Here is a 17,700-nt window from a genome sequence, read left to right on the forward strand (position 1 = left end):
GTAGCGGGGTGCGGGGACGGGGCGCGGAGCGCTCGGCAGGGCCGGGACGGTCGAGGCGCGCGGCGCGCGTCGAGAAGGACCACGAGGCCGCCACCGGCCGGATCGCAGGCCTGCCGATCCGCAGACACCACGTCCTGCTGCTCGCCTGGACGGTCCTCTGGTTCCTGCTGGTCGAGCCGAGCGGCGGCTTCTCCTGGCACTACCTGCGCCAGGGCGAGGAACTGCTCTTCAGCGACCGCCCGGACGGCGGCCTGGCGCTCTACGCCGACCACCCCGAGCTGCAGATCGGCCCGGTCAGCCTGGCGGTGGCGCGGCTCTTCGACCCGTTCCCGGCGCGGACCGGCCAACTGCTGGCCGAGGCGGTGATGTCCGGCCTGGGCCTGGCGATGCTGGTGCTGGTCGGCCGCACCGCCGCCCACCACTACCTGGGCACCGGCACCAACCACCGCCGGCTCCAGCAGCGGCTGCTGATCGCCGGGCTGGCCTTCATCCCGATGTGGGTCGAGGTGTCCGTCCGCTTCGCGCACCTGGACGACGTGCTGGCGCTGTTCTTCACCACCCTGGCCGTGCACGAGCTCAGCCGGGGCCGGGCCACCGCGGTCGGCGTGCACCTGGCGCTGGCGGTGGACGCCAAACCGTGGGCGCTGGCGTTCGCCCCGCTGATCCTCGCGCTGCCGCGGGCCAGGTGGCTGCGGACGGCGCTCTGGTTCGTCGGACTCGTCGCCGTCGCCTGGCTGCCGTTCTACCTGGGCGATCTGAACACCATGGCGGCCGCGAAGTTCACCATCCCCAACCAGCCCGCCTCGGCGCTGCGCTGGTTCGGGGTGACCGATCCGGCGACGCCGTGGTGGGACCGCCCGGCGCAGTTCGCGCTCGGCCTGGGGCTGGGCAGCCTGGCGGTCTGGCGCGGCCGCTGGCCGGCCGTCGTCCTGCTGGGGGCGGACGCCCGGATCCTGCTCGACCCGAGCGTCTACACGTACTACTCCGCGTCGGTCCTGCTCGGCACGCTGCTCTGGGACACGGTCGGGCAGCGGCGGCTGGTGCCGTGGTGGAGCTGGGTCGCGCTGGTCGCCCTGTACGGCGGCACGCTGTTCCTGCCGTCCGACCCGGCGCGCGGCTTCGTCCGGCTCGCCTTCGTGGTGGTCTCGGCCGGGTACGTGCTGCTCTGGCCCACCCGGCAGCGGGGCCGGGGCGGTGACGGGTCCCGGCGGGTCGCCCGGCAGGCCGGCGCACGGCGGCGCACCGACCGCGAGCCGGCCGCGGCCTGATCCGCGTCGAAACCGCTTGACCCTCACGCAACGGGAGGAAGGAGGGTCGTGGTCAGCACGGAGGGAGGACCCGGATGAACACCGGGAACGGGTACCCGGTCGGTGCCGTGGCGAGGATCGCCAAGGTGACCGTCCGCACCCTGCACCACTACGACGGGATCGGCCTGCTGTCCCCCCGGGGCCGCACGCCGGCCGGCTACCGCCGGTACGACGAGGCCGACCTCGGACGGCTGCAGCGGATCCTGTTCTACCGCGAACTCGGGTTCTCCCTGGAGGAGATCGCGGCCGTCCTGGACGACGACTCGGTGAGTCCGAGCGAGCACCTGCGGCGCCAGCACCGGTTGCTGACCGACCGCATCGCCCATCTCCAGAAACTGGCCGCGGCCGTCGAACACGCCATGGAGGCAGAGAAGATGGGGATCCAGCTGACCCCGGAGGAGAAGTTCGAGCTCTTCGGCGAGAACTACCGCGAGGAGTGGGAGACCGAGGCCGAGCAGCGCTGGGGCGACACCGCGGCCTGGACGGAGTCCCAGCGCCGCACCGGCGGCTACGACAAGGCCGACTGGGAGCGGATCAAGGCCGAGACGGACGAGCTCAACGCCCGTCTGGTGGAGGCCTTCACCGCCGGCGAGCCCGCCGACGGCGGCCGGGCCACCGACCTCGCCGAGGAGCACCGGCAGCACATCTGCCGGACCTTCTACGACTGCACCTTCGAGATCCACCGCGGCATCGCCGGGATGTACGTCGCCGACCCGCGCTTCACGCGGGTCTACGAGGACCTCGCGCCGGGGCTCGCGCGGTGGCTGCACGACGCCGTGATCGCCAACGCGGCCCGGCGCACCGGCGAGCAGGCGTAGCACGACGGAGCGGCCGCGCGACGGGGGCGTGCGGTCGTTCCGGACAGTACGAAATTTTCTTCGAACACCCCGCAACCTCGCGGGGACTCGGACGTCTGAAAGGGTGAGGGCCGATCCGGCGCGGGTCACCACCGCGCCGGTGCCGGGCCTCGCCGCAGAGGCAGAGTCCGACTACCACGGGGAACCCACCATGCGCCCGTCCACTGTCCGGCGTCTCGTCAGGACCGTTCCGCTGGCGGCCGTCGTCGCCGGGGCGGCCGGTTACGCGCTGCTCCCCGCCGAGAGCGGTGCGGGCGCCGGCCCGGTCCGGGCGGCGCGGCCGGTGCCGGTGGAGGTGCTGCCGGCCGGAGCGGTCGCGACGGGTCCGGCGCTGACGGGGGCGGCGCTGACGGGGGCGGCGCCGTCGGGGGCCTCGATGAGGTCGGCGCTGACCGCGCCGGTGGCCGAGGCGTCCGCACCGGTGTTCGCGCCGGTGCTGGTCCCGGCCGGGTACGCGGACGGACTCCCGGCCGCCGCCACGACGGCCCTCGCGGCCGCTCCCGGTCCGTCCTCCACCCTGTCCGCCACGCCGCCCTCCACGCCGTCCGCCCCGGCCGGCGGGGCGCTGCCCAAGCCCGGCGGCTCCCCGGTCTGGCCGGAGGTGCCGCCCCTCGCGATCGCCGAGCAGGTCGACGTCTCGATCCGCCCGCTCGGCGGCACCTGGGAGGCCCGCGCCGACGGCAGCTACGTCGACTTCGAGGTGACCTGGACCAACACCACCCCCATGCGCTACGACGAGATCGTCCCGGTGGTGCGGGTGCTCCCGTACGACTACCCGGCCGCCGTCGCCCGCCCGGGCACGACGGCCAAGGGCATGCTGGACCGCAAGGACCTCGACGAGTGGCGCGAGGTCAAGCTGGACCAGGTCGGCGTGGGCACCGGCCCCCAGCAGGGCACCTTCGCCCTGGACCCGGGGGAGCGCCGGACGGTCCGCTACCGGCTGACCCTGGCCTCCGGCGGCATGGCGGGCCGGCTGCCGATCTCGGCCGAGGGCTGGATCGGCCGCGGCGCCAAGGCGGTGCGGGTCGGCGGTACGGATGCCCGGGTGCAGGTGACGGTGGCCCAGCCGGTCCAGCTGTCGGCGACCAGGCCGACGGACGCGGCGATGGGCCGGGTCCCCTCCGAGGTGCGGCTGGAACTGACCAATGTGGACGGCTTCGCCAGCCACACCGTCGTACCCGCCCTGGCCGTGCCCGACCCGCGCACCCAGACCACCGGGCCCGGCCCGGGGCCGGAGGCCCTGATCACCGAGGTGCTGGTGGACGGCGAGTGGCGCCGCCTCCAGGGCACCCCGGGCGCCGAGGGACCGGTCCCGCTGGACACCGCCGGGCTCTCCCGGGTGCTCGGCCCGGGGGAGAGCGCCGTCTACCGCTTCCGGATCACCGTGCCGGCCGGATGGCTGGCCTGGATGGGCATCGACCTGACGGTCGGCCACAGCGTCGACGGCCAGGCCCAGCCGACCCGCAGGGCGCACATGCGCCTGTCCTCCTGACGACCGGCCGTTCGCCGACGACGATCCGTCCGGGCCCGTCCGGGCCCGGTCGACCGATGACGATGTCCTGACGCACCGGCGTGCAACCGGTCCGCCGTCGGGGGAATGCGAAGACGGATGTCCATGGCCATCGGGTCGGCCTCGCGGGCCGCCCAGGGGCGCGGGGCGACCTTGCGCGGGCTGGTGACGCTGCTGTTCGGCGCCCGGGAGGTGCAGGACCCGGGCGAAGTGCTCGACGTGCCGGTCACCGCGCAGCCGGCCGGCCGGCGCCGCGCCGGGTTCCGCCTGCTGCCCGGCGGCGGCCGCTCGCGCGAGGCCGGGCCGACGCTGACCGACCTCTATCTCACCCACCGGCTCAGCCTGGTCCGCCTCGCGGTGCTGCTGGTCGACCATCAGGACCAGGCCGAGGACGTCGTGCAGGAAGCTTTCGCCAAGCTCTACCAGCGGCACGGAGAGCAGCTGGACGACCTGGACAACGCGCTGGCCTATCTGCGCACCGCCGTGGTCAACGGCGCCCGGTCGGTGCTGCGCCGCCGCCGCACCGCCCGCGAGTACGTGCCGCCCCACGAGGCGGACGCGCCGTCGGCGGAGGACCACGCCGTCCTGCACGACGAGCACCGCCGGGTGCTGGTGGCCATGCAGGAGCTGACCCCGCGCCAGCGCGAGGTCCTGGTGCTGCGCTACTGGTCCGACCTGTCGGAGTCGGAGATCGCGGAGATCCTCGCGGTGTCCCGCGGCACGGTGAAGTCCACCGCCAGTCGGGCCCTGGACGCCCTGGAGAAGAAGCTGGAGCACGCCCGATGAGCGACGAGCGGCGCCCCACTGCGGGCGCGGAGCGCGGCGGCGGGGCGGGCGGGGAGCACGGCGCCGGCCCCGGCACCGGCCCCGGCGGCGAGTCCCCGGTGGAGTGCCTGCTCCGGGAGGCGATGGCGGCCCGCGCCGCCCGGATCACCACCCAGGACCTGCGTCCGGCCGACCCGCCGAAGGGTCCCCGGGTACGGCGCCGGCCCGCCTACCTGGTGGGCCTGCCGCTGATGGGGCTGGCCGCGGCGACGGTCATCGGCGTGCTCACCATCCCCACCGACACCCTCGCCGACCGGCGCGACGACGGCCCGGCGGCGACGATGAGCACCAGCCCGGACCCGTCCCGGGGCACCGACCCGCTGTCGCCGACCGCGCGGCCCTCCGACGCGCTCGGCGTCCCGGCCGGGGCGCCGCCCGGGGACTCCCCGCAGGGCTCTGCGGACCCCGCCTCCGGGCCGGGGTCCGTCCCGGGCCGGGACGGGACCGCCGGCGGCGGCGGTGGGCCGGGCAGCGGGGCGGAGCGCTCCCCGCAGCAGTCCGAGGCGGCGCCCGGGGCGCCGTCCGGGGCCGCGCCGGCTCCGGGCGCCGCCGGCACCGGGGTGGCCCGCCCGTCCCAGGGCATCGAGGTGAGCTTCGACGGCCTGACGGGGGCGGAGGCGATCGCCGGCGGCGAGCTGGTGACCTTCTCGGTGAGCTGGCGCAACACCACCCAGGAGTCCTACGAGGCGGTGGCGCCGGTGGTGGCGGTCCGGGCGCTCGCCGACCCGGTCGGCACCGACCGCACGGTGCGCGGCCGGCTGCAGCGCGAGGACGCGGGCGGCACCTGGACGGAGGTCCCGCTGACCGAGGCGACCGGCGCCTATCTGACCTCCGGCGACCCGGTGGCGTTCGCGCTGGCCCCGGGCGCCGTGCACACGGTCCGCTACCGGCTGGACCCGGCGATCGACAGCGCGGAGGGGACGCTGTTGCTCCAGGCCCTGGCCGTGCTGCCGACGGCGCAGCGGGCCGAGGAGGCGTCGACGCTGACGGCGCTGCGGCTGAGCAGGGCCCCCGCCAGTGCCCGGAAGGCACCGGTGCTCACGGTCGACAGGACGGCGCTCGGCGTGGTCACGATGACCGTCCGCAATCCGGGGGCGGCGCCGCTGGCCTCGGTGGTCCCGACCGTCCGGCTGAACGGGAAGGACGCGGCCAAGATCGTGGTCCAGGCCCGGTACGGCTCCGGCGCCGAGGGGCTGCGCACGCTGCCGGCCGCGCCGGACGGGAACGGACAGCTGGTGGTCGACACCACCCTGCTGGAGCGGCTGGTGAAGCCGCGCGAGTCGACGGCCTTCACGTTCCAGTTCGGCGTGCCGGACGACTGGCGGCCCGAGGGCGTCGGTGACTTCGCCGTGCTGCTGGGGGCCAGGGGGGACGGTCAGGACGCCGCACCGGTCGTGGTCTACCCGGGGTTCAACCTCCTCACCGCGCCACTCCCCTGAGAACGCCGCCGGCGGTCCGGCCCCCACTGCTCGGGGGCCGGACCGCCGGCGGATCGGGCGCGGTGTGCCCGCCGGCTCAGGCCAGCGAGGCCATCCACGCCTCGACGTCCTCGGCGCGGCGCGGCAGGCCGGCCGAGAGGTTCTCGTTGCCGTCGGCGGTGACCAGGATGTCGTCCTCGATCCGGACGCCGATGCCGCGGTACTCCTCCGGGACGGTCAGGTCGTCCTGCTGGAAGTAGAGGCCCGGCTCGACGGTGAGCACCATGCCGGGCACCAGCAGCGCGTCGACGTGCTCCTCGGTGCGCGAGTGGGCGCAGTCGTGGACGTCCAGGCCGAGCATGTGGCCGGTGCCGTGCAGGGTCCAGCGGCGCTGCAGGCCCAGCTCCAGGACCTTCTCCACGTCGTACACCGAGCCGTCCAGCAGGCCCCAGGCGAGCAGTCGCTCGGCGAGCACCCGCTGCGAGGCGTCGTGGAAGTCGCGGAACCGGGCGCCCGGCTTCACGGCCGCGATGCCGGCCTCCTGCGCGTCGTGCACCGCGTCGTAGATCTTCCGCTGCAGCTCGTCGAAGCGGCCGTTGATCGGCAGGGTGCGGGTGACGTCGGCGGTGTAGAGGGTGCTGGTCTCCACGCCGGCGTCGAGCAGCAGCAGCTCGCCGGGGCGGACCTCGCCGTCGTTGCGCACCCAGTGCAGGGTGGTGGCGTGCGGGCCGGCGGCGCAGATCGAGCCGTAGCCGACGTCGTTGCCCTCCACCCGGGCGCGGCGCCAGAAGGTGCCCTCGATCCAGCGCTCGGAGGTGGCGACGGCCTGGCCGAGCTCGCGCACGCAGTCGGTGAAGCCCTTGACGGTGGCGGCGCAGGCGGCGCGCAGCTCGCCGATCTCCCACTCGTCCTTGACCAGCCGCAGGCCGCTCAGGAACTCCTTGAACCCGGCGTCCTTCTCGGCGTCCAGGACCCCGTCGAGCGCGGCCTCCAGGCCGGCGTCGTAGCCGCGCACGATCCGGGTCGGCACGCCGTCCGCGGCGCGCTCGGCCAGTTCGTCGGCGGCCTTGCGGACATCGCGGACCGGCAGGCCGAGCAGCTGCTCCTGCTCGGTGAGGCTGTGCCGGCGGCCGACCCACAGCTCGCCGTAGCCGTCCAGCCAGAACTCGCCGTTCTCGCGGTCGGAGCGGGGCAGCAGGTAGAGGTGGAAGGTGTGGCCGGTGTCGCCGGCGGGCTCGGCGACCAGGACGGCGTCCTCGGTCTGGTCACCGGTGAGGTGCACGTACTCGCTGGCGGCGCGGAAGGCGTAGTCGCAGTCGTTGGAGCGGACCTTGAGGGTGCCGGCCGGGACGACCAGGCGCTCGCCGGGGTAGGCGGCGGACAGCTTGGCGCGGCGCTCGGCGGCGTACGGGGCCTGCGGGACCGGGGCCAGGCCGTGCAGCTCGGTGTCGGCCCAGCCGGACTTCATCGAGGCGGCCAGCTCGTCGGAGACCGCGGAGTAGAGGCCGTTCTTGCGGCCCTTGTACTGCTGCGGCTCCTCGTCGCCGCCGACGGCCTCGGGGTTCTCGGCCACCGCGGGGGTGCGGTCCTCGGTCACGTACGTCGCCTCCTTGCGCGTGGTGCCGCCCGGGGCGTGTCGGATCGCGACACAGGTGGGCGGCCGTGCGTCCATGGTACGGACGCCCGGCCGCTCACCCGTTCGGGCCTTCGCCGGGTCCGTTCGAACCGGCCGGGCCGGGCTACTCGAAGCGCGCGGCGAGCAGCGTCAGGTCGTCGGTGGCCGGGACGCCCCCGGCGCCGGCCGCCTCCCGCTCCGCCGCGACCGCCACCAGGTGGGCGCAGAGCCGCTCGGGGTCGATCCGCACGTCGCGCGGGGCGTCGGCGGCGGCCCGGCGCAGATTGGCCTGCCCGGCGTGCAGGGTCGGGCCGAAGCGGCGGGCCAGTCCCTCGGTGCAGAGCAGCAGCGTGTCGCCGCGCTCGGCGGTGAACTCGACGCCGGGCGCCTCCCAGCAGGAGAGCACGCCCAGCGGCGCGGAGAGCGAGGTCTCCACGAACTCGGCGCCGTACCGGGTGACCAGCACCGGCGGGCAGTGCCCGGCCCCGGCCAGGGTGACCCGCCGCCCCTCCGGCTCCACCCAGGCGTAGACGGCGGTCGCGGTGCGGGCCGGCTCGGTGGTCTTCAGCAGCAGTTCGAGGTCGCCCAGGACGGACACCGGGTCCTCGCCCTCCAGCACCGCGTACGCCCGCAGCGCGGCCCGCACCCGGCCCATCGCGGCGGCCGCGCCGGGGGCGGAGCCGGGTCCGGCGCCCGGGCCGTCGCCGGACACCGAGCCGACGGTGAGGCCGACCGTGCCGTCCGGCAGCGGGATGGCGTCGTACCAGTCGCTGCCGCAGGAGCGGTCCAGGCCGGCCGGGACGAGCCGGGCGGCCAGCCGCAGGCCGGCCGGCTGGGGGAGGTGGTCGGGCAGCAGGCCGGCGCGCAGCGCCTCGGTGGTGCGCCGGACCTTCTCCGCGTCGAGCTGCTTGGCCAGCAGCGGGGCGGCCACCTCGCAGTAGCGGCGGGCCAGCTCGCGCTGGCGCTCGGTCGGGGCGGCGGGGCGGTCGTAGAACCAGAGCACGGCGGCCAGCGGGCCGTCCTCCTCGGTGGCGAGCGGCAGGCCGTAGCAGCCGCCGAGGCCGAGGTGGCCGGCCAGCTCGCGCAGCCGGGCGCCGATCGCGGGGTCGCCGACGAGGTCGTACGACTGCAGCTCGGCGGGCCGGTCGTGCTCGCGCAGCAGCCGGGCGAGCAGGCTCTGGTCGGTCGGGACGGTCTCCAGCGCGCCGAGGCTGGCGCGGTCCAGGCCGAGGCCGACCGGCTGGCTGGGGCCGCCGCCGGGCAGCGCGGTGACCAGCAGGGCGCGGGCGGCGCCGAGCAACGCGGCGCCGGAGGCGAGCACCGCGTCCAGGGCGGCGGACAGGCCGCGGGAACGGGCGAGCCGGGCGGTGTGCTCGTGCAGGCTGGTGAAATCGGACAGGCGTCCGGCCAAACGGTCCTGCACGCGGGTGGCGGAGGCGGCGGGCCGCGCGCCGTCGGATGCGCCGGGGGCGCCCGGGGCACGGCTCGCGCCCTCGCCGGTGCCCGGCAGCTCGCCGGGCGCTGCGCCGTCCGGCTGTCCCTGCTGCGGCCCGTCCGGCCGGCCGGCGGACTGCCCGCCGGCCGCGGCCGGCTCGTGGAAGCCCGGCGGATCGAGCACGGAGAGCCCGCTGGTGCCGCCGGACTCGGCCGGCTCGGAGGACGTCGACGGTGGGTGGGACTCGGTCATGCCGCCACTCCTGACGCGGTGGTGCGTGTCACGCGGATCATGCGGAACCCCCAGGTACGGCCGTTAGGAGCGAGCACGGCCAAAAGGGCGCGTTTCGCCTCGATTCGCTACTACTCGTCATTGATCGACAGCAATGCCACCACTTCTACACAGGCCATTCGGGGCATGTCCAGAGCCATGACAAGGCAGATGGCCCGTTCCGCGCCGGAGCGGCCCGGCCGGGGGCGCGTTCCGTTCGGTGCGCGCCGGTCGACTGCGCCGCAGTCCGGTGGGACACGGGGCCCCGGCCGCCCGTCGGGCATGGAGCGGCCGGCGAACGGGCAGAACCGGGGGGACGGCTCCGGCGGCCGTCCGGATCGTATGCCCCTGGCGCCGGCCGGCCGGGTCGGCCGGAAGCGACTCACTCGTACGGTGGAACCAACCGCGGCCGGGCGGCGTCCATCCGGTCGCATACGGGATTCTCGTTCCAAGGGCTGTTCTATTCCACGGCCCTTTCACATCGTGCTCCACCGCGTGCTCCAGGCCCGCGCCGTTGTCGCACCGCCGTCCGTTCCGCCGTACGCCCCGCCCGCAGCCCGGCCCCGGTCCGGCCCCCGGTCCGTTCCGACCCGGCTCCCGGCCGGTTCCCTCCGTCCGGTTTCGCGGGCCGGTCCGGCGTCCCCGGACGCGCGGCGGCGGCCGGTCCGGCGACCGCGGGCGGAGCCACCGAGCGGTCACGGAAAGGAACGGGTGCCAATGCGTGACAACCCACTGCGCGACGACCCGAGGGGCCGGTCGGCGGCCCGGGCGGCCCGGCTGGCCGGGGCCCTGACGGCGGCCACCGGGCACCGCTGGCCCGTCGTCCCCGGCGCTGTCCTGCTCGCCGACGGACACTGCTCCTGCGGCGACCCGGACTGCCCGGTGCCGGGCGCCCACCCGCACGACCCGCCGCTGCTCGCGGCCACCACCGACGCCCGGATGGTGCGCTGGTGGTGGGAGCGGCGCTGCCCGGACGCCCCGGTGCTGGTGGCGACCGGGCGGGCGGTCTGCGCGGTCAGCCTCCCGGCGGCGGCCGGCGCCCGCGCGCTCGCCTACCTGGCGGCGCTGCGGCTGCGGCTCGGTCCGGTGCTGGCGATGCCCGGCCGCTACGCGATGCTGGTGGCCCCCTACTCGCTGGACGCGCTCGGCGAGATGCTCGTCCAACTTCCCTGGGTGCCCGGATCGTTGCGCTACCACGGGGTCGGCGGCTTCCTGCCGCTGCCGCCCGGCGGCGGGGACGGCGACCGGGTGCGCTGGGTGCTGCCGCCCGGCCGGGGTGCCGACGGCGAGGTCTGGCTGCCGCAGGTCGAGCCGCTGCTGGGCGAGTTGGTGGCGGCGGCGGTCCAGCTGGACAGCGGCCGCTCGGCATACTGACGATCCGTCGTCGGCGTACTGATCGGGCACGGCCGACCGTCCCCGGCGTGGGGCGTTCGGAAAACAAAAGATCCGGCCGCTGGCGACGGGGGATGCACCAGCGACCGGACTCTTTAGACAGTAACAAGGATCCGCGCCCGCGCCAATTTCCAAGACGCCCTCGCAGCCCGGAAATTGCGGGTTGCGGGCGCCAATGTGACGCGTATCACGCCGATCCGCCGGGTGTGTCCCGGCGTTGCGTCCCGCCTTTAGTTCAGGGTGACCTGACGGTTCACCAGGTTCGCCCGGGCCCGCCGCTCGTCGGCGGTGAGCGGGGCCGGGTCGGCGAGCGTCGCGGCGAGCCGCTCGGCGAACTCCGCGGCCGGCTTCTCGCAGTCGGCCGCGGTCATCCCGATCGGCAGGTCCCAGACCGGCACGGTCAGGCCGTGCGCCCGGAACGAGCCGACCAGGCGGGTGTCCGGGCCGATCGCGGACTGCTCGGCGGCGGTCAGCCGGGCCAGCGCGTCCAGCAGCTGCTCCTCCGGGACGGTCATCACCCAGCGCAGGTGGTTCTTGTCCGGGGTGCCGCACCAGTAGGCGGCGTCGACGCCGGTGAGCTTCTCGGTGGGGATCGCCGAGGCGTTGGCGCGCTCCAGCGAGGCGGCCACCTCGCCGGTCGCGGTCTCGGCGTCCTCCAGCCAGAACTCGAAGCCGGTGTGCACGGCCGGCTCGAAGGCGGCGGTGCCGTCCAGCAGGTCCTGCAGGCGGCGGCCGCCCGGCACGGTCCGGCGGGCCGGCACCGGGGTGCCCGGCTCGGTGGCCAGCGCCAGCTCCAGGGCGTCCGCGAGGTCGCGGCTCAGGTCGCCGGAGGACGACTGGGTCTGCAGGCCCAGCAGGATCGAGCCGTCCTGGCGGCGCAGCGCGGGCCAGGCCAGCGGCAGCACGGTGGCCAGGGTGACCGACGGCACCTCGCCGGCGGCGGCCCCGGCCACCCCGGCGGCCAGCGTCAGCGGCACGGTGGCGGCGGGCACCAGCTCGCGCAGCGCCACCCAGTCCGCCTCGCCCGGCAGGCCCTCGAACGGGCGGTGCACCAGCTCCTGGACGGCGTGCGAGGCCTCGCGGCCGTGGCAGGCCTTGTAGCGGCGGCCCGAGCCGCAGGGGCAGTCCTCGCGGGCTCCGACCACGGGGATCTCGCCCGTGACGGCGGGGGTGGACTGAGTGCGCTGCGGCGCCTTCTTGGCGGCCTTCTTGCCCATGGTGCGGCTCTCCCGGGAACGGTGGTGTTGTGCTCCCGGCAGCCTACTGACGTTCCCCGGGCGCGTGGCGTGCGCCGGGGCGCGGGCGGCCCGGCCCGCGCCCGCCGTCCCGGTGCACGGCCGTCCCGGTGCACGGCCGTCGTGGTGCTCGGGCGGTCAGCCGGCGTGGCGGCCGTTGCCGGGGTGTCCACCGCCGTGGTGTCCGTCGGCGTGGTGTCCGCCGCCGGTCCGCCGGGCGTGCCGGGCGCGGGCCGGCAGCGCCGCCCACACGGTCACCTCGCCGGGGGCGTCGCGCACGCCCCAGTCGCTGGCCAGCTGGTCCACGATGCTCAGCCCGCGGCCGCCGTGCGAGGTCAGCGAGGGGCTGGACGGCGACGGCCGGGTCTGCGCCCCGCCGTCGGTGACCTCCAGGGTGAGCACGCCGTCGGCGTGCATCTGCCAGCGCACCAGGACGCCGCCGGTGTCCTCGCCGGCCTCGCCCGCCGCGGCGGCCTGCTTGCCGCTCCCGCCAGTCGCGCCGGTCCGGGCCGCTCCGCCGACCAGCAGCGGTTCGACGGCCCCGGAGCGGGCGCCCCGGCCGAGCGCGGGCAGCGGGCCCAGCGGTCGGGCGTAGCGACAAGCGTTGCTCAATAGTTCGGAAAGGATCAGAACGGCATCATCAATGACCGGTTCCGGTATCTCGCGGTCTCCCAGATCTCGACGCAGCCGGCGCCGTGCGACCCCGACACTCGCTGGGCCGTGCGGCACTGCCATGGTCGATGAAGTCGGCACTTCACGCGCCACCATCAACGCCACCCCCGGACCTCCTTCAGCGTATGCCGAGGGATGGATGCCCCTTGGCAATACGTCGGAAACGACCGTGCGGCGATCCCTCGCGCACATTTGGCGGCCGTCCACCGTCGGTGCGCGAGAGGTGATTCGACGCTCACCCTGCGTCGTGAAACTGTATGAATTGCGGCAGAAATCGTCGCCGAAAGGTTTGAGTCCCTACCAAGCCGATCAACGGCCGACGGTGGTTGAACGGTTCACCACAGCGGTACCACGTACCCCGCGATTACCACCGGGTCCGCCACCGGGTCCGCCACCGGGTCCGTCGACGGACCGGGCGGGCGGGTGCCCGGGCTCAGCGGCCGAGCTGGGCCAGGACCTCCGCCGGGCGGTTGGTGATGATCGCCGACACCCCGAGCTCCAGGCAGAGCTCGACGTCGGCCGGTTCGTCCACGGTCCACACGTGCACCTGGTGGCCCAGCTCGCGCAGCCTGGTCACCAGCCCCGGCCGGGCCCGCACCAGCTCGATGCCGGGACCGGCGATCCGCGCCCCGCCCGGCAGCGGCGCGCCCGGGCGCAGCCGTCCGCGCAGCACCAGGCCGCGCTCGAACAGGAACACCCGCGGGTACTGCGGCGCGGCGGCCGCCACCCGGGCCAGCGCGAGCGAGGAGAAGCTCATGATCCGGGCGTTGACGCCGTGGCCGCCCGCGCCCGCGTCGCCGCCGCCCGCGCCGCCGATCCCGAACCGGTCCAGCACCCGCAGCAGCTCGGACTCCACCCGGCCGCGGAACCGCACCGGGTGCTTGGTCTCGATCGCGAGGTCCACCGGACGCCCGCAGTCCACCACCAGCTCCAGCAGGCTCTCCAGCCGCAGCACCCCGCGCAGCTCCGGGTCCTCGCTCGGCCGGCCGGTCTTCCAGGCGCCGAAGTCGTGCGCCTCCAGCTCGGCCAGGGTCATCGCGGACACCGTGCCCCGGCCGTCCGAGACCCGGCCGATCCGCCGGTCGTGCACGCAGACCAGCTGCCCGTCGGCGGTCACCCGCACGTCGCACTCCAGGGCGTCCGCCCCCTCGGTGAGCGCCTGGCGGTAGGCGGCGAGGGTGTGCTCGGGAAGGGCGTACGAGGAACCGCGGTGGGCGATCACCTGGACGGGCGGTGCGGTGCGGGCCGTCGCGGGCGAGACATCAGGGCTGGTCACGCCCTACACGATAGGCCGCGCAAGTGAAGCGGAGGCGAAGACGGTCCCAACCCGGGGGGCCGACTTCGCCTCCGTGTCCGCCTCCGCGCCCGCGGCTGCGGAGCGGGTCAGCGCGCGACGGCGCCGCGGGCCCGGGTGAACGGGGTGAGCGCCCAGGTGGCCAGGGCCGGCACCAGGAAGCCGAACAGCGAGGCCGAGGTCCACTCCTGCGGGGTGAAGTGCAGCGCCTCCTGCGCGGAGGTCCAGAGGTCCGTCCACCAGCCGGCCACCGCGGTCGGCGCGATCAGCTGGTAGGTGGCGAAGCCCAGCGCCCACGGCAGCAGCATCAGCCAGCGGGACGGGGCGTCGGCGGAGAGGTCCCAGCCGCGCCGCCCGGCGCCGAGGAAGTAGTCGACCGCCAGCACCGCGAACATCGGCACGAAGACCGAGCCGATCAGCCCCAGGAAGGCGTAGTAGGAGTCGGTGAACGCGGTGATCTGCAGCGCGAGCACGGTGATCAGCACACCGGTGCCGCCCGTCAGCACCCGGCGGTCGACCTTCGGCAGCAGGTTGTGGATCGACATCGCGGTCGAGTAGACGTTGGCGAAGGACTGGTCGGTCTCGCGCAGCACCAGCACCAGCAGGAACAGCCAGCCGGCCCAGACGCCCAGGAAGGAGTCGAAGATCCGCTCCGGGTTCCCGTCCGCCTGCAGCAGCGCCATCAGCCCGAGCACGTAGCACCAGACCTGGGCCATCGTGTAGCCGGAGAAGCTGCCCCAGAACGCCGAGCGCGGGGTGCGCGAGTGCCGGGTGTAGTCGGCGGCGAGCGGCACGAAGGAGATCGACACCGCGATCATCGCGTCCGTCGCCCGCAGGAAGCCGTGCCAGTTGCCGGCGCCGGGGTCCGGTACGCCGTGCCGGCCGAGCTGGACGGTGAAGTACACCATCGCGACCGCCACCGCGGCGGCGACGAAGCGGCGCAGCACCGCGATGGCGCCGAGCGGCCAGATGGTCAGCGCGGTGGTCAGCGCGCCGGCCAGCACCACGAAGACCCAGCGGTAGCCCTCGGTACCGGTCACCGTCTGCGCGCCGAGCGCGATCGTCAGCAGCTCGTAGACGCCCCAGCCGATGCACTGGACGATGTTGAGCACCGTCGGCACGTAGGACAGCCGGGTGCCGAACAGGCCGCGCAGGTTCGCCATGGCGGGCGCGCCGGTCCGCGCGCCGATCAGCGCGGCCACGCCGAGCATCGCGGTGCCGACCACGGTGCCGACCGCGATCGCGGTCACCGCGGCGGCCAGCGACAGCTCCTCGCCCTTGGCGCCGAGCACGGTCGCGGCGGTGGTGAAGCCGATCAGCGAGACGCCGAGGTTCATCCAGAGCGCGAAGTGGTCGCGGAAGCCGAGGGTGCGGGGCGGCTCGGTGTCCAGCACCAGCGGCGCCTCGGTGCGGGCCGGGGGCTCCAGGACGGCGGTGGCCGTCCGCGCGGTGTCCCCGTCGGGGGAACCGGGGGCGGTGCCCGCGGCGTCCTGCGGCGGGGGGACGTTCCGGGACGCGGGCGCGCCGGAGGACGAGGATGACGAAGCGGACGGCATGGCCGATCTCTCCCTACGCCGGCATTACCCGGACAGGTTCCGGCGGTCTGCACCCCCTCGACGGCCGCCCACGAGGTCCGTGGCGTACGGTCGACCGGCGCACTCTCAGCCTGGTCGGTCCAAGCTCCCGCGTGTCAGTTCGGAGCGACAGGCTAGTCGCCGTCGGGGGGAACGCCAAGACGGGTCGTGTCGGGTACGGCGCTTCGGCGGCCGTCTGGCCCGGCTAAGGATTCTTATGAGTTCTTCAGAAGGGTCCTTACGGCAATCGAATCGGGTGTGCGAAAAACTATGGTTGTTGGTCCTGTCAGCTATGGAGGTCGTCCGTGAGCACCGAGCGCGAGGTTGGGTCCACCGGGCCGCAGGGGGAGCAGCCCTCCGGCGGCCAGGGGGTGGTGGGTTCCGCTTCTGACGGTCCGGCGCAGCAGTCTGCGGCCGGCCCCGCCCCCGCCCCCGCAGCGACGCCCGCAGTCGACCAGCCGTCCCAGCCGCCCGCCGAGGGGGGTTCCGGCGGGTTCACGCCCACGCTGGCGTTCGGCAAGGTCGGCGCCCCGGAGGCGCCCGCCGCGCCGGCCCCGGCCGCCGAGCCCGGGTACCTGGACGCGCCGCCGCCGGTCCTGCCGCCCGCCGCGCCCGCGGCCCCGGTCGCCCCGGTCGCGCAGGCCGCCGCGCCGTACGGCGACAACCCGTACGCCACCCCGGCCCCGGGCACGCCGGTGCCCCCGGCGCCCGTCGCGCACGACCCGTTCGCCGCCCCGGGGGCCCCGCAGGCCCCGGGCGCGACCGGCCAGCACCACCACCCGTTCGGCGCCGGCCAGCCGCTCGGCGGCTGGGGCGCCGCCCACGACATCACCCCGGGCGCGCCCGGGGCCCCCGGCGGTCCCGGGGGCCCGCTCGGCTACCCGGGCGAGTACCCCGGCGCGCCGGTCCCCGGCGGCCCGCGCAAGAAGCGCGGCGGCCTGATCGCCCTGGTCGCGGCCGTCGCCCTGGTGGCCGGCGTGGCCGGCGGCGCGGTCGGCGTGTCCGTCGCGGACCGCGACGGCAAGTCGGTGAGCGCCAAGGCCGACCGCAGCTCCACCACCGTCCAGGCCAACAACACCCAGAAGAACGAGCCCGCCCCGGGCTCGGTCGCCGGCATCGCGCAGAAGGCGCTGCCCAGCGTCGTCACCATCAAGGCCCAGGGCAACGGCGAGTCCGGCACCGGCACCGGCTTCGTCTTCGACACCGAGGGCCACATCCTCACCAACAACCACGTGGTCGCGCCCGCTTCCAGCGGTGGCAAGCTGACCGTCAAGTTCGCCGACGGCAGCTCCTACGGCGCCTCCGTGCTGGGCCGCGCCGAGGGCTACGACGTCGCCGTCATCAAGCTCGACAACCCGCCCAAGGAAAAGCTGACGCCGCTTCCGCTGGCCGACTCCGACAAGGTCAACGTCGGCGACTCCACCATCGCCATCGGTGCCCCGTACGGCCTGGAGTCCACCGTCACCACCGGCATCGTCAGCGCCAAGGACCGCCCGGTCGCCTCCGGCGACGAGACCGGCGCGCAGGCCTCCTACATGAACGCGCTGCAGACCGACGCCTCCATCAACCCCGGCAACTCCGGCGGCCCGCTGCTGGACTCCGCCGGCGGCGTGATCGGCATCAACTCGGCGATCCAGTCCAACGCCTCCAGCAACGGCCGGGCCGGCTCCATCGGCCTGGGCTTCGCGATCCCGATCAACCAGGCCAAGTGGGTCGCCGACACCCTGATCAAGACCGGCAAGCCGGTCTACGCCAAGCTCGACGTCCTGCGCAACGACGACTACAAGGGCGACGGCGCGCAGATCCAGACCCGCGACGTCCAGGGCCAGCCGGCCGTCACCCCGGGCGGCGCCGCCGACCAGGCCGGCCTCAAGCCGGGCGACGTCATCACCAAGCTCGGTGGCAGTCCGATCGAGAACGGCCCCGCCCTGGTCAGCAAGATCTGGACGCACAAGCCCGGCGAGACCGTCGACGTCGAGTACACCCGCAACGGCCAGACCGCCACCACCAAGGTCACCCTCGGCAGCCGCGTCGGCGACAACTGACCCCCGACCCGCCCCGGAAACCCTGTGCACCGAACCCCGCCGGACCCGTTAGGCTGACCTCCGCCTGGAGAGCTGCCCGAGCGGCCTAAGGGAACAGTCTTGAAAACTGTCGTGCGGTGACCCCGTACCGTGGGTTCGAATCCCACGCTCTCCGCCGGTAGGAGAAGAACCACCTGCTCAAGGCGGGTGCCGACCTCGGGTCGGCACCCGCCTTCGTGCTGTTCGGGGTGGGGCCGGCTGTGGGCCTGGGT

General features: G+C 75.1%; 13 protein-coding genes, 1 tRNA gene and 1 riboswitch. Of the genes, 8 read left to right on the forward strand and 6 right to left on the reverse strand.

What is annotated here, in order from left to right:
* Window positions 1-110: 110 nt before the first annotated feature.
* The 5 genes from ACFU9E_RS16830 (at window position 111) to ACFU9E_RS16850 (ending at window position 5,938) form a co-directional block, all read left to right on the forward strand.
* Complete coding sequence (locus ACFU9E_RS16830) at window positions 111-1,268, forward strand: hypothetical protein (RefSeq protein WP_380687637.1); 1,158 nt, start codon at window positions 111-113, stop codon at window positions 1,266-1,268.
* A gap of 74 nt (window positions 1,269-1,342) precedes the next feature.
* Window positions 1,343-2,125 (forward strand): MerR family transcriptional regulator, encoded by a 783-nt coding sequence (locus ACFU9E_RS16835; RefSeq protein WP_380687628.1) that lies wholly within the window; start codon window positions 1,343-1,345, stop codon window positions 2,123-2,125.
* 190 nt (window positions 2,126-2,315) lie between these two features.
* Window positions 2,316-3,656 (forward strand): hypothetical protein, encoded by a 1,341-nt coding sequence (locus tag ACFU9E_RS16840; RefSeq protein ID WP_380687630.1) that lies wholly within the window; start codon window positions 2,316-2,318, stop codon window positions 3,654-3,656.
* 117 nt (window positions 3,657-3,773) lie between these two features.
* A complete protein-coding gene (locus tag ACFU9E_RS16845; protein ID WP_380687632.1) occupies window positions 3,774-4,460 on the forward strand; it encodes an RNA polymerase sigma factor in 687 nt (228 codons plus the stop codon).
* Window positions 4,457-5,938 (forward strand): hypothetical protein, encoded by a 1,482-nt coding sequence (locus ACFU9E_RS16850; protein WP_380687635.1) that lies wholly within the window; start codon window positions 4,457-4,459, stop codon window positions 5,936-5,938. Before ACFU9E_RS16845 ends, ACFU9E_RS16850 begins: the two co-directional genes overlap by 4 nt.
* Window positions 5,939-6,014: 76 nt before the next feature.
* Here the strand turns inward: ACFU9E_RS16850 and ACFU9E_RS16855 are convergent, their stop codons facing one another.
* On the reverse strand, window positions 6,015-7,514 hold the full coding sequence (locus ACFU9E_RS16855; protein WP_380685300.1) for an aminopeptidase P family protein: 1,500 nt from the start codon (window positions 7,512-7,514) through the stop codon (window positions 6,015-6,017).
* Window positions 7,515-7,656: 142 nt separating this feature from the next.
* The gene (locus ACFU9E_RS16860) at window positions 7,657-9,219 is read right to left on the reverse strand and encodes a PP2C family protein-serine/threonine phosphatase (protein ID WP_380685302.1); all 1,563 of its coding nucleotides are present in this window, start codon (window positions 9,217-9,219) and stop codon (window positions 7,657-7,659) included.
* Window positions 9,220-9,954: 735 nt separating this feature from the next.
* Here ACFU9E_RS16860 and ACFU9E_RS16865 point away from each other — a divergent pair.
* Window positions 9,955-10,611 (forward strand): bifunctional DNA primase/polymerase, encoded by a 657-nt coding sequence (locus ACFU9E_RS16865; RefSeq protein ID WP_380685305.1) that lies wholly within the window; start codon window positions 9,955-9,957, stop codon window positions 10,609-10,611.
* Window positions 10,612-10,859: 248 nt separating this feature from the next.
* Here the strand turns inward: ACFU9E_RS16865 and ACFU9E_RS16870 are convergent, their stop codons facing one another.
* The 4 genes from ACFU9E_RS16870 to ACFU9E_RS16885 all read right to left on the reverse strand — a co-directional run bounded on the left by ACFU9E_RS16870 (window position 10,860) and on the right by ACFU9E_RS16885 (window position 15,386).
* A complete protein-coding gene (locus ACFU9E_RS16870; protein WP_380685307.1) occupies window positions 10,860-11,846 on the reverse strand; it encodes a DUF5926 family protein in 987 nt (328 codons plus the stop codon).
* Between the two features lie 156 nt (window positions 11,847-12,002).
* Window positions 12,003-12,476 carry a hypothetical protein gene (locus ACFU9E_RS16875; protein WP_380685310.1) on the reverse strand — a complete coding sequence of 158 codons (474 nt, stop codon included), beginning with the start codon at window positions 12,474-12,476 and terminating at the stop codon, window positions 12,003-12,005.
* A 493-nt stretch (window positions 12,477-12,969) separates the two neighbouring features.
* Window positions 12,970-13,812, reverse strand: coding sequence for a glycerophosphodiester phosphodiesterase family protein (locus tag ACFU9E_RS16880; protein WP_380685312.1), 843 nt, complete (start codon window positions 13,810-13,812; stop codon window positions 12,970-12,972).
* A 107-nt stretch (window positions 13,813-13,919) separates the two neighbouring features.
* On the reverse strand, window positions 13,920-15,386 hold the full coding sequence (locus ACFU9E_RS16885; protein ID WP_380685314.1) for a purine-cytosine permease family protein: 1,467 nt from the start codon (window positions 15,384-15,386) through the stop codon (window positions 13,920-13,922).
* A riboswitch (TPP riboswitch) is annotated at window positions 15,380-15,527 on the reverse strand. (Overlaps the previous gene by 7 nt.)
* 182 nt (window positions 15,528-15,709) lie before the next feature.
* Between ACFU9E_RS16885 and ACFU9E_RS16890 the strand changes: the two genes are divergently transcribed.
* Window positions 15,710-17,449 carry a S1C family serine protease gene (locus ACFU9E_RS16890; RefSeq protein WP_380715096.1) on the forward strand — a complete coding sequence of 580 codons (1,740 nt, stop codon included), beginning with the start codon at window positions 15,710-15,712 and terminating at the stop codon, window positions 17,447-17,449.
* Between the two features lie 66 nt (window positions 17,450-17,515).
* Window positions 17,516-17,603: transfer RNA gene (locus tag ACFU9E_RS16895), tRNA-Ser, on the forward strand.
* Window positions 17,604-17,700 lie beyond the last annotated feature (97 nt).

Origin of the sequence: Kitasatospora sp. NPDC057595, assembly GCF_042800875.1 — a bacterium.
Lineage (GTDB): Bacteria > Actinomycetota > Actinomycetes > Streptomycetales > Streptomycetaceae > Kitasatospora.

Bases quoted from the DNA above. Each gene is read 5' to 3' on its own strand.
- ACFU9E_RS16860 (WP_380685302.1), bottom strand. From the start codon at position 9,219: ATGACCGAGTCCCACCCACCGTCGACGTCCTCCGAGCCGGCCGAGTCC.
- ACFU9E_RS16865 (WP_380685305.1), top strand. From the start codon at position 9,955: ATGCGTGACAACCCACTGCGCGACGACCCGAGGGGCCGGTCGGCGGCC.
- ACFU9E_RS16835 (WP_380687628.1), top strand. From the start codon at position 1,343: ATGAACACCGGGAACGGGTACCCGGTCGGTGCCGTGGCGAGGATCGCC.
- ACFU9E_RS16845 (WP_380687632.1), top strand. From the start codon at position 3,774: ATGTCCATGGCCATCGGGTCGGCCTCGCGGGCCGCCCAGGGGCGCGGG.
- ACFU9E_RS16870 (WP_380685307.1), bottom strand. From the start codon at position 11,846: ATGGGCAAGAAGGCCGCCAAGAAGGCGCCGCAGCGCACTCAGTCCACC.
- ACFU9E_RS16840 (WP_380687630.1), top strand. From the start codon at position 2,316: ATGCGCCCGTCCACTGTCCGGCGTCTCGTCAGGACCGTTCCGCTGGCG.
- ACFU9E_RS16885 (WP_380685314.1), bottom strand. From the start codon at position 15,386: ATGCCGTCCGCTTCGTCATCCTCGTCCTCCGGCGCGCCCGCGTCCCGG.
- ACFU9E_RS16850 (WP_380687635.1), top strand. From the start codon at position 4,457: ATGAGCGACGAGCGGCGCCCCACTGCGGGCGCGGAGCGCGGCGGCGGG.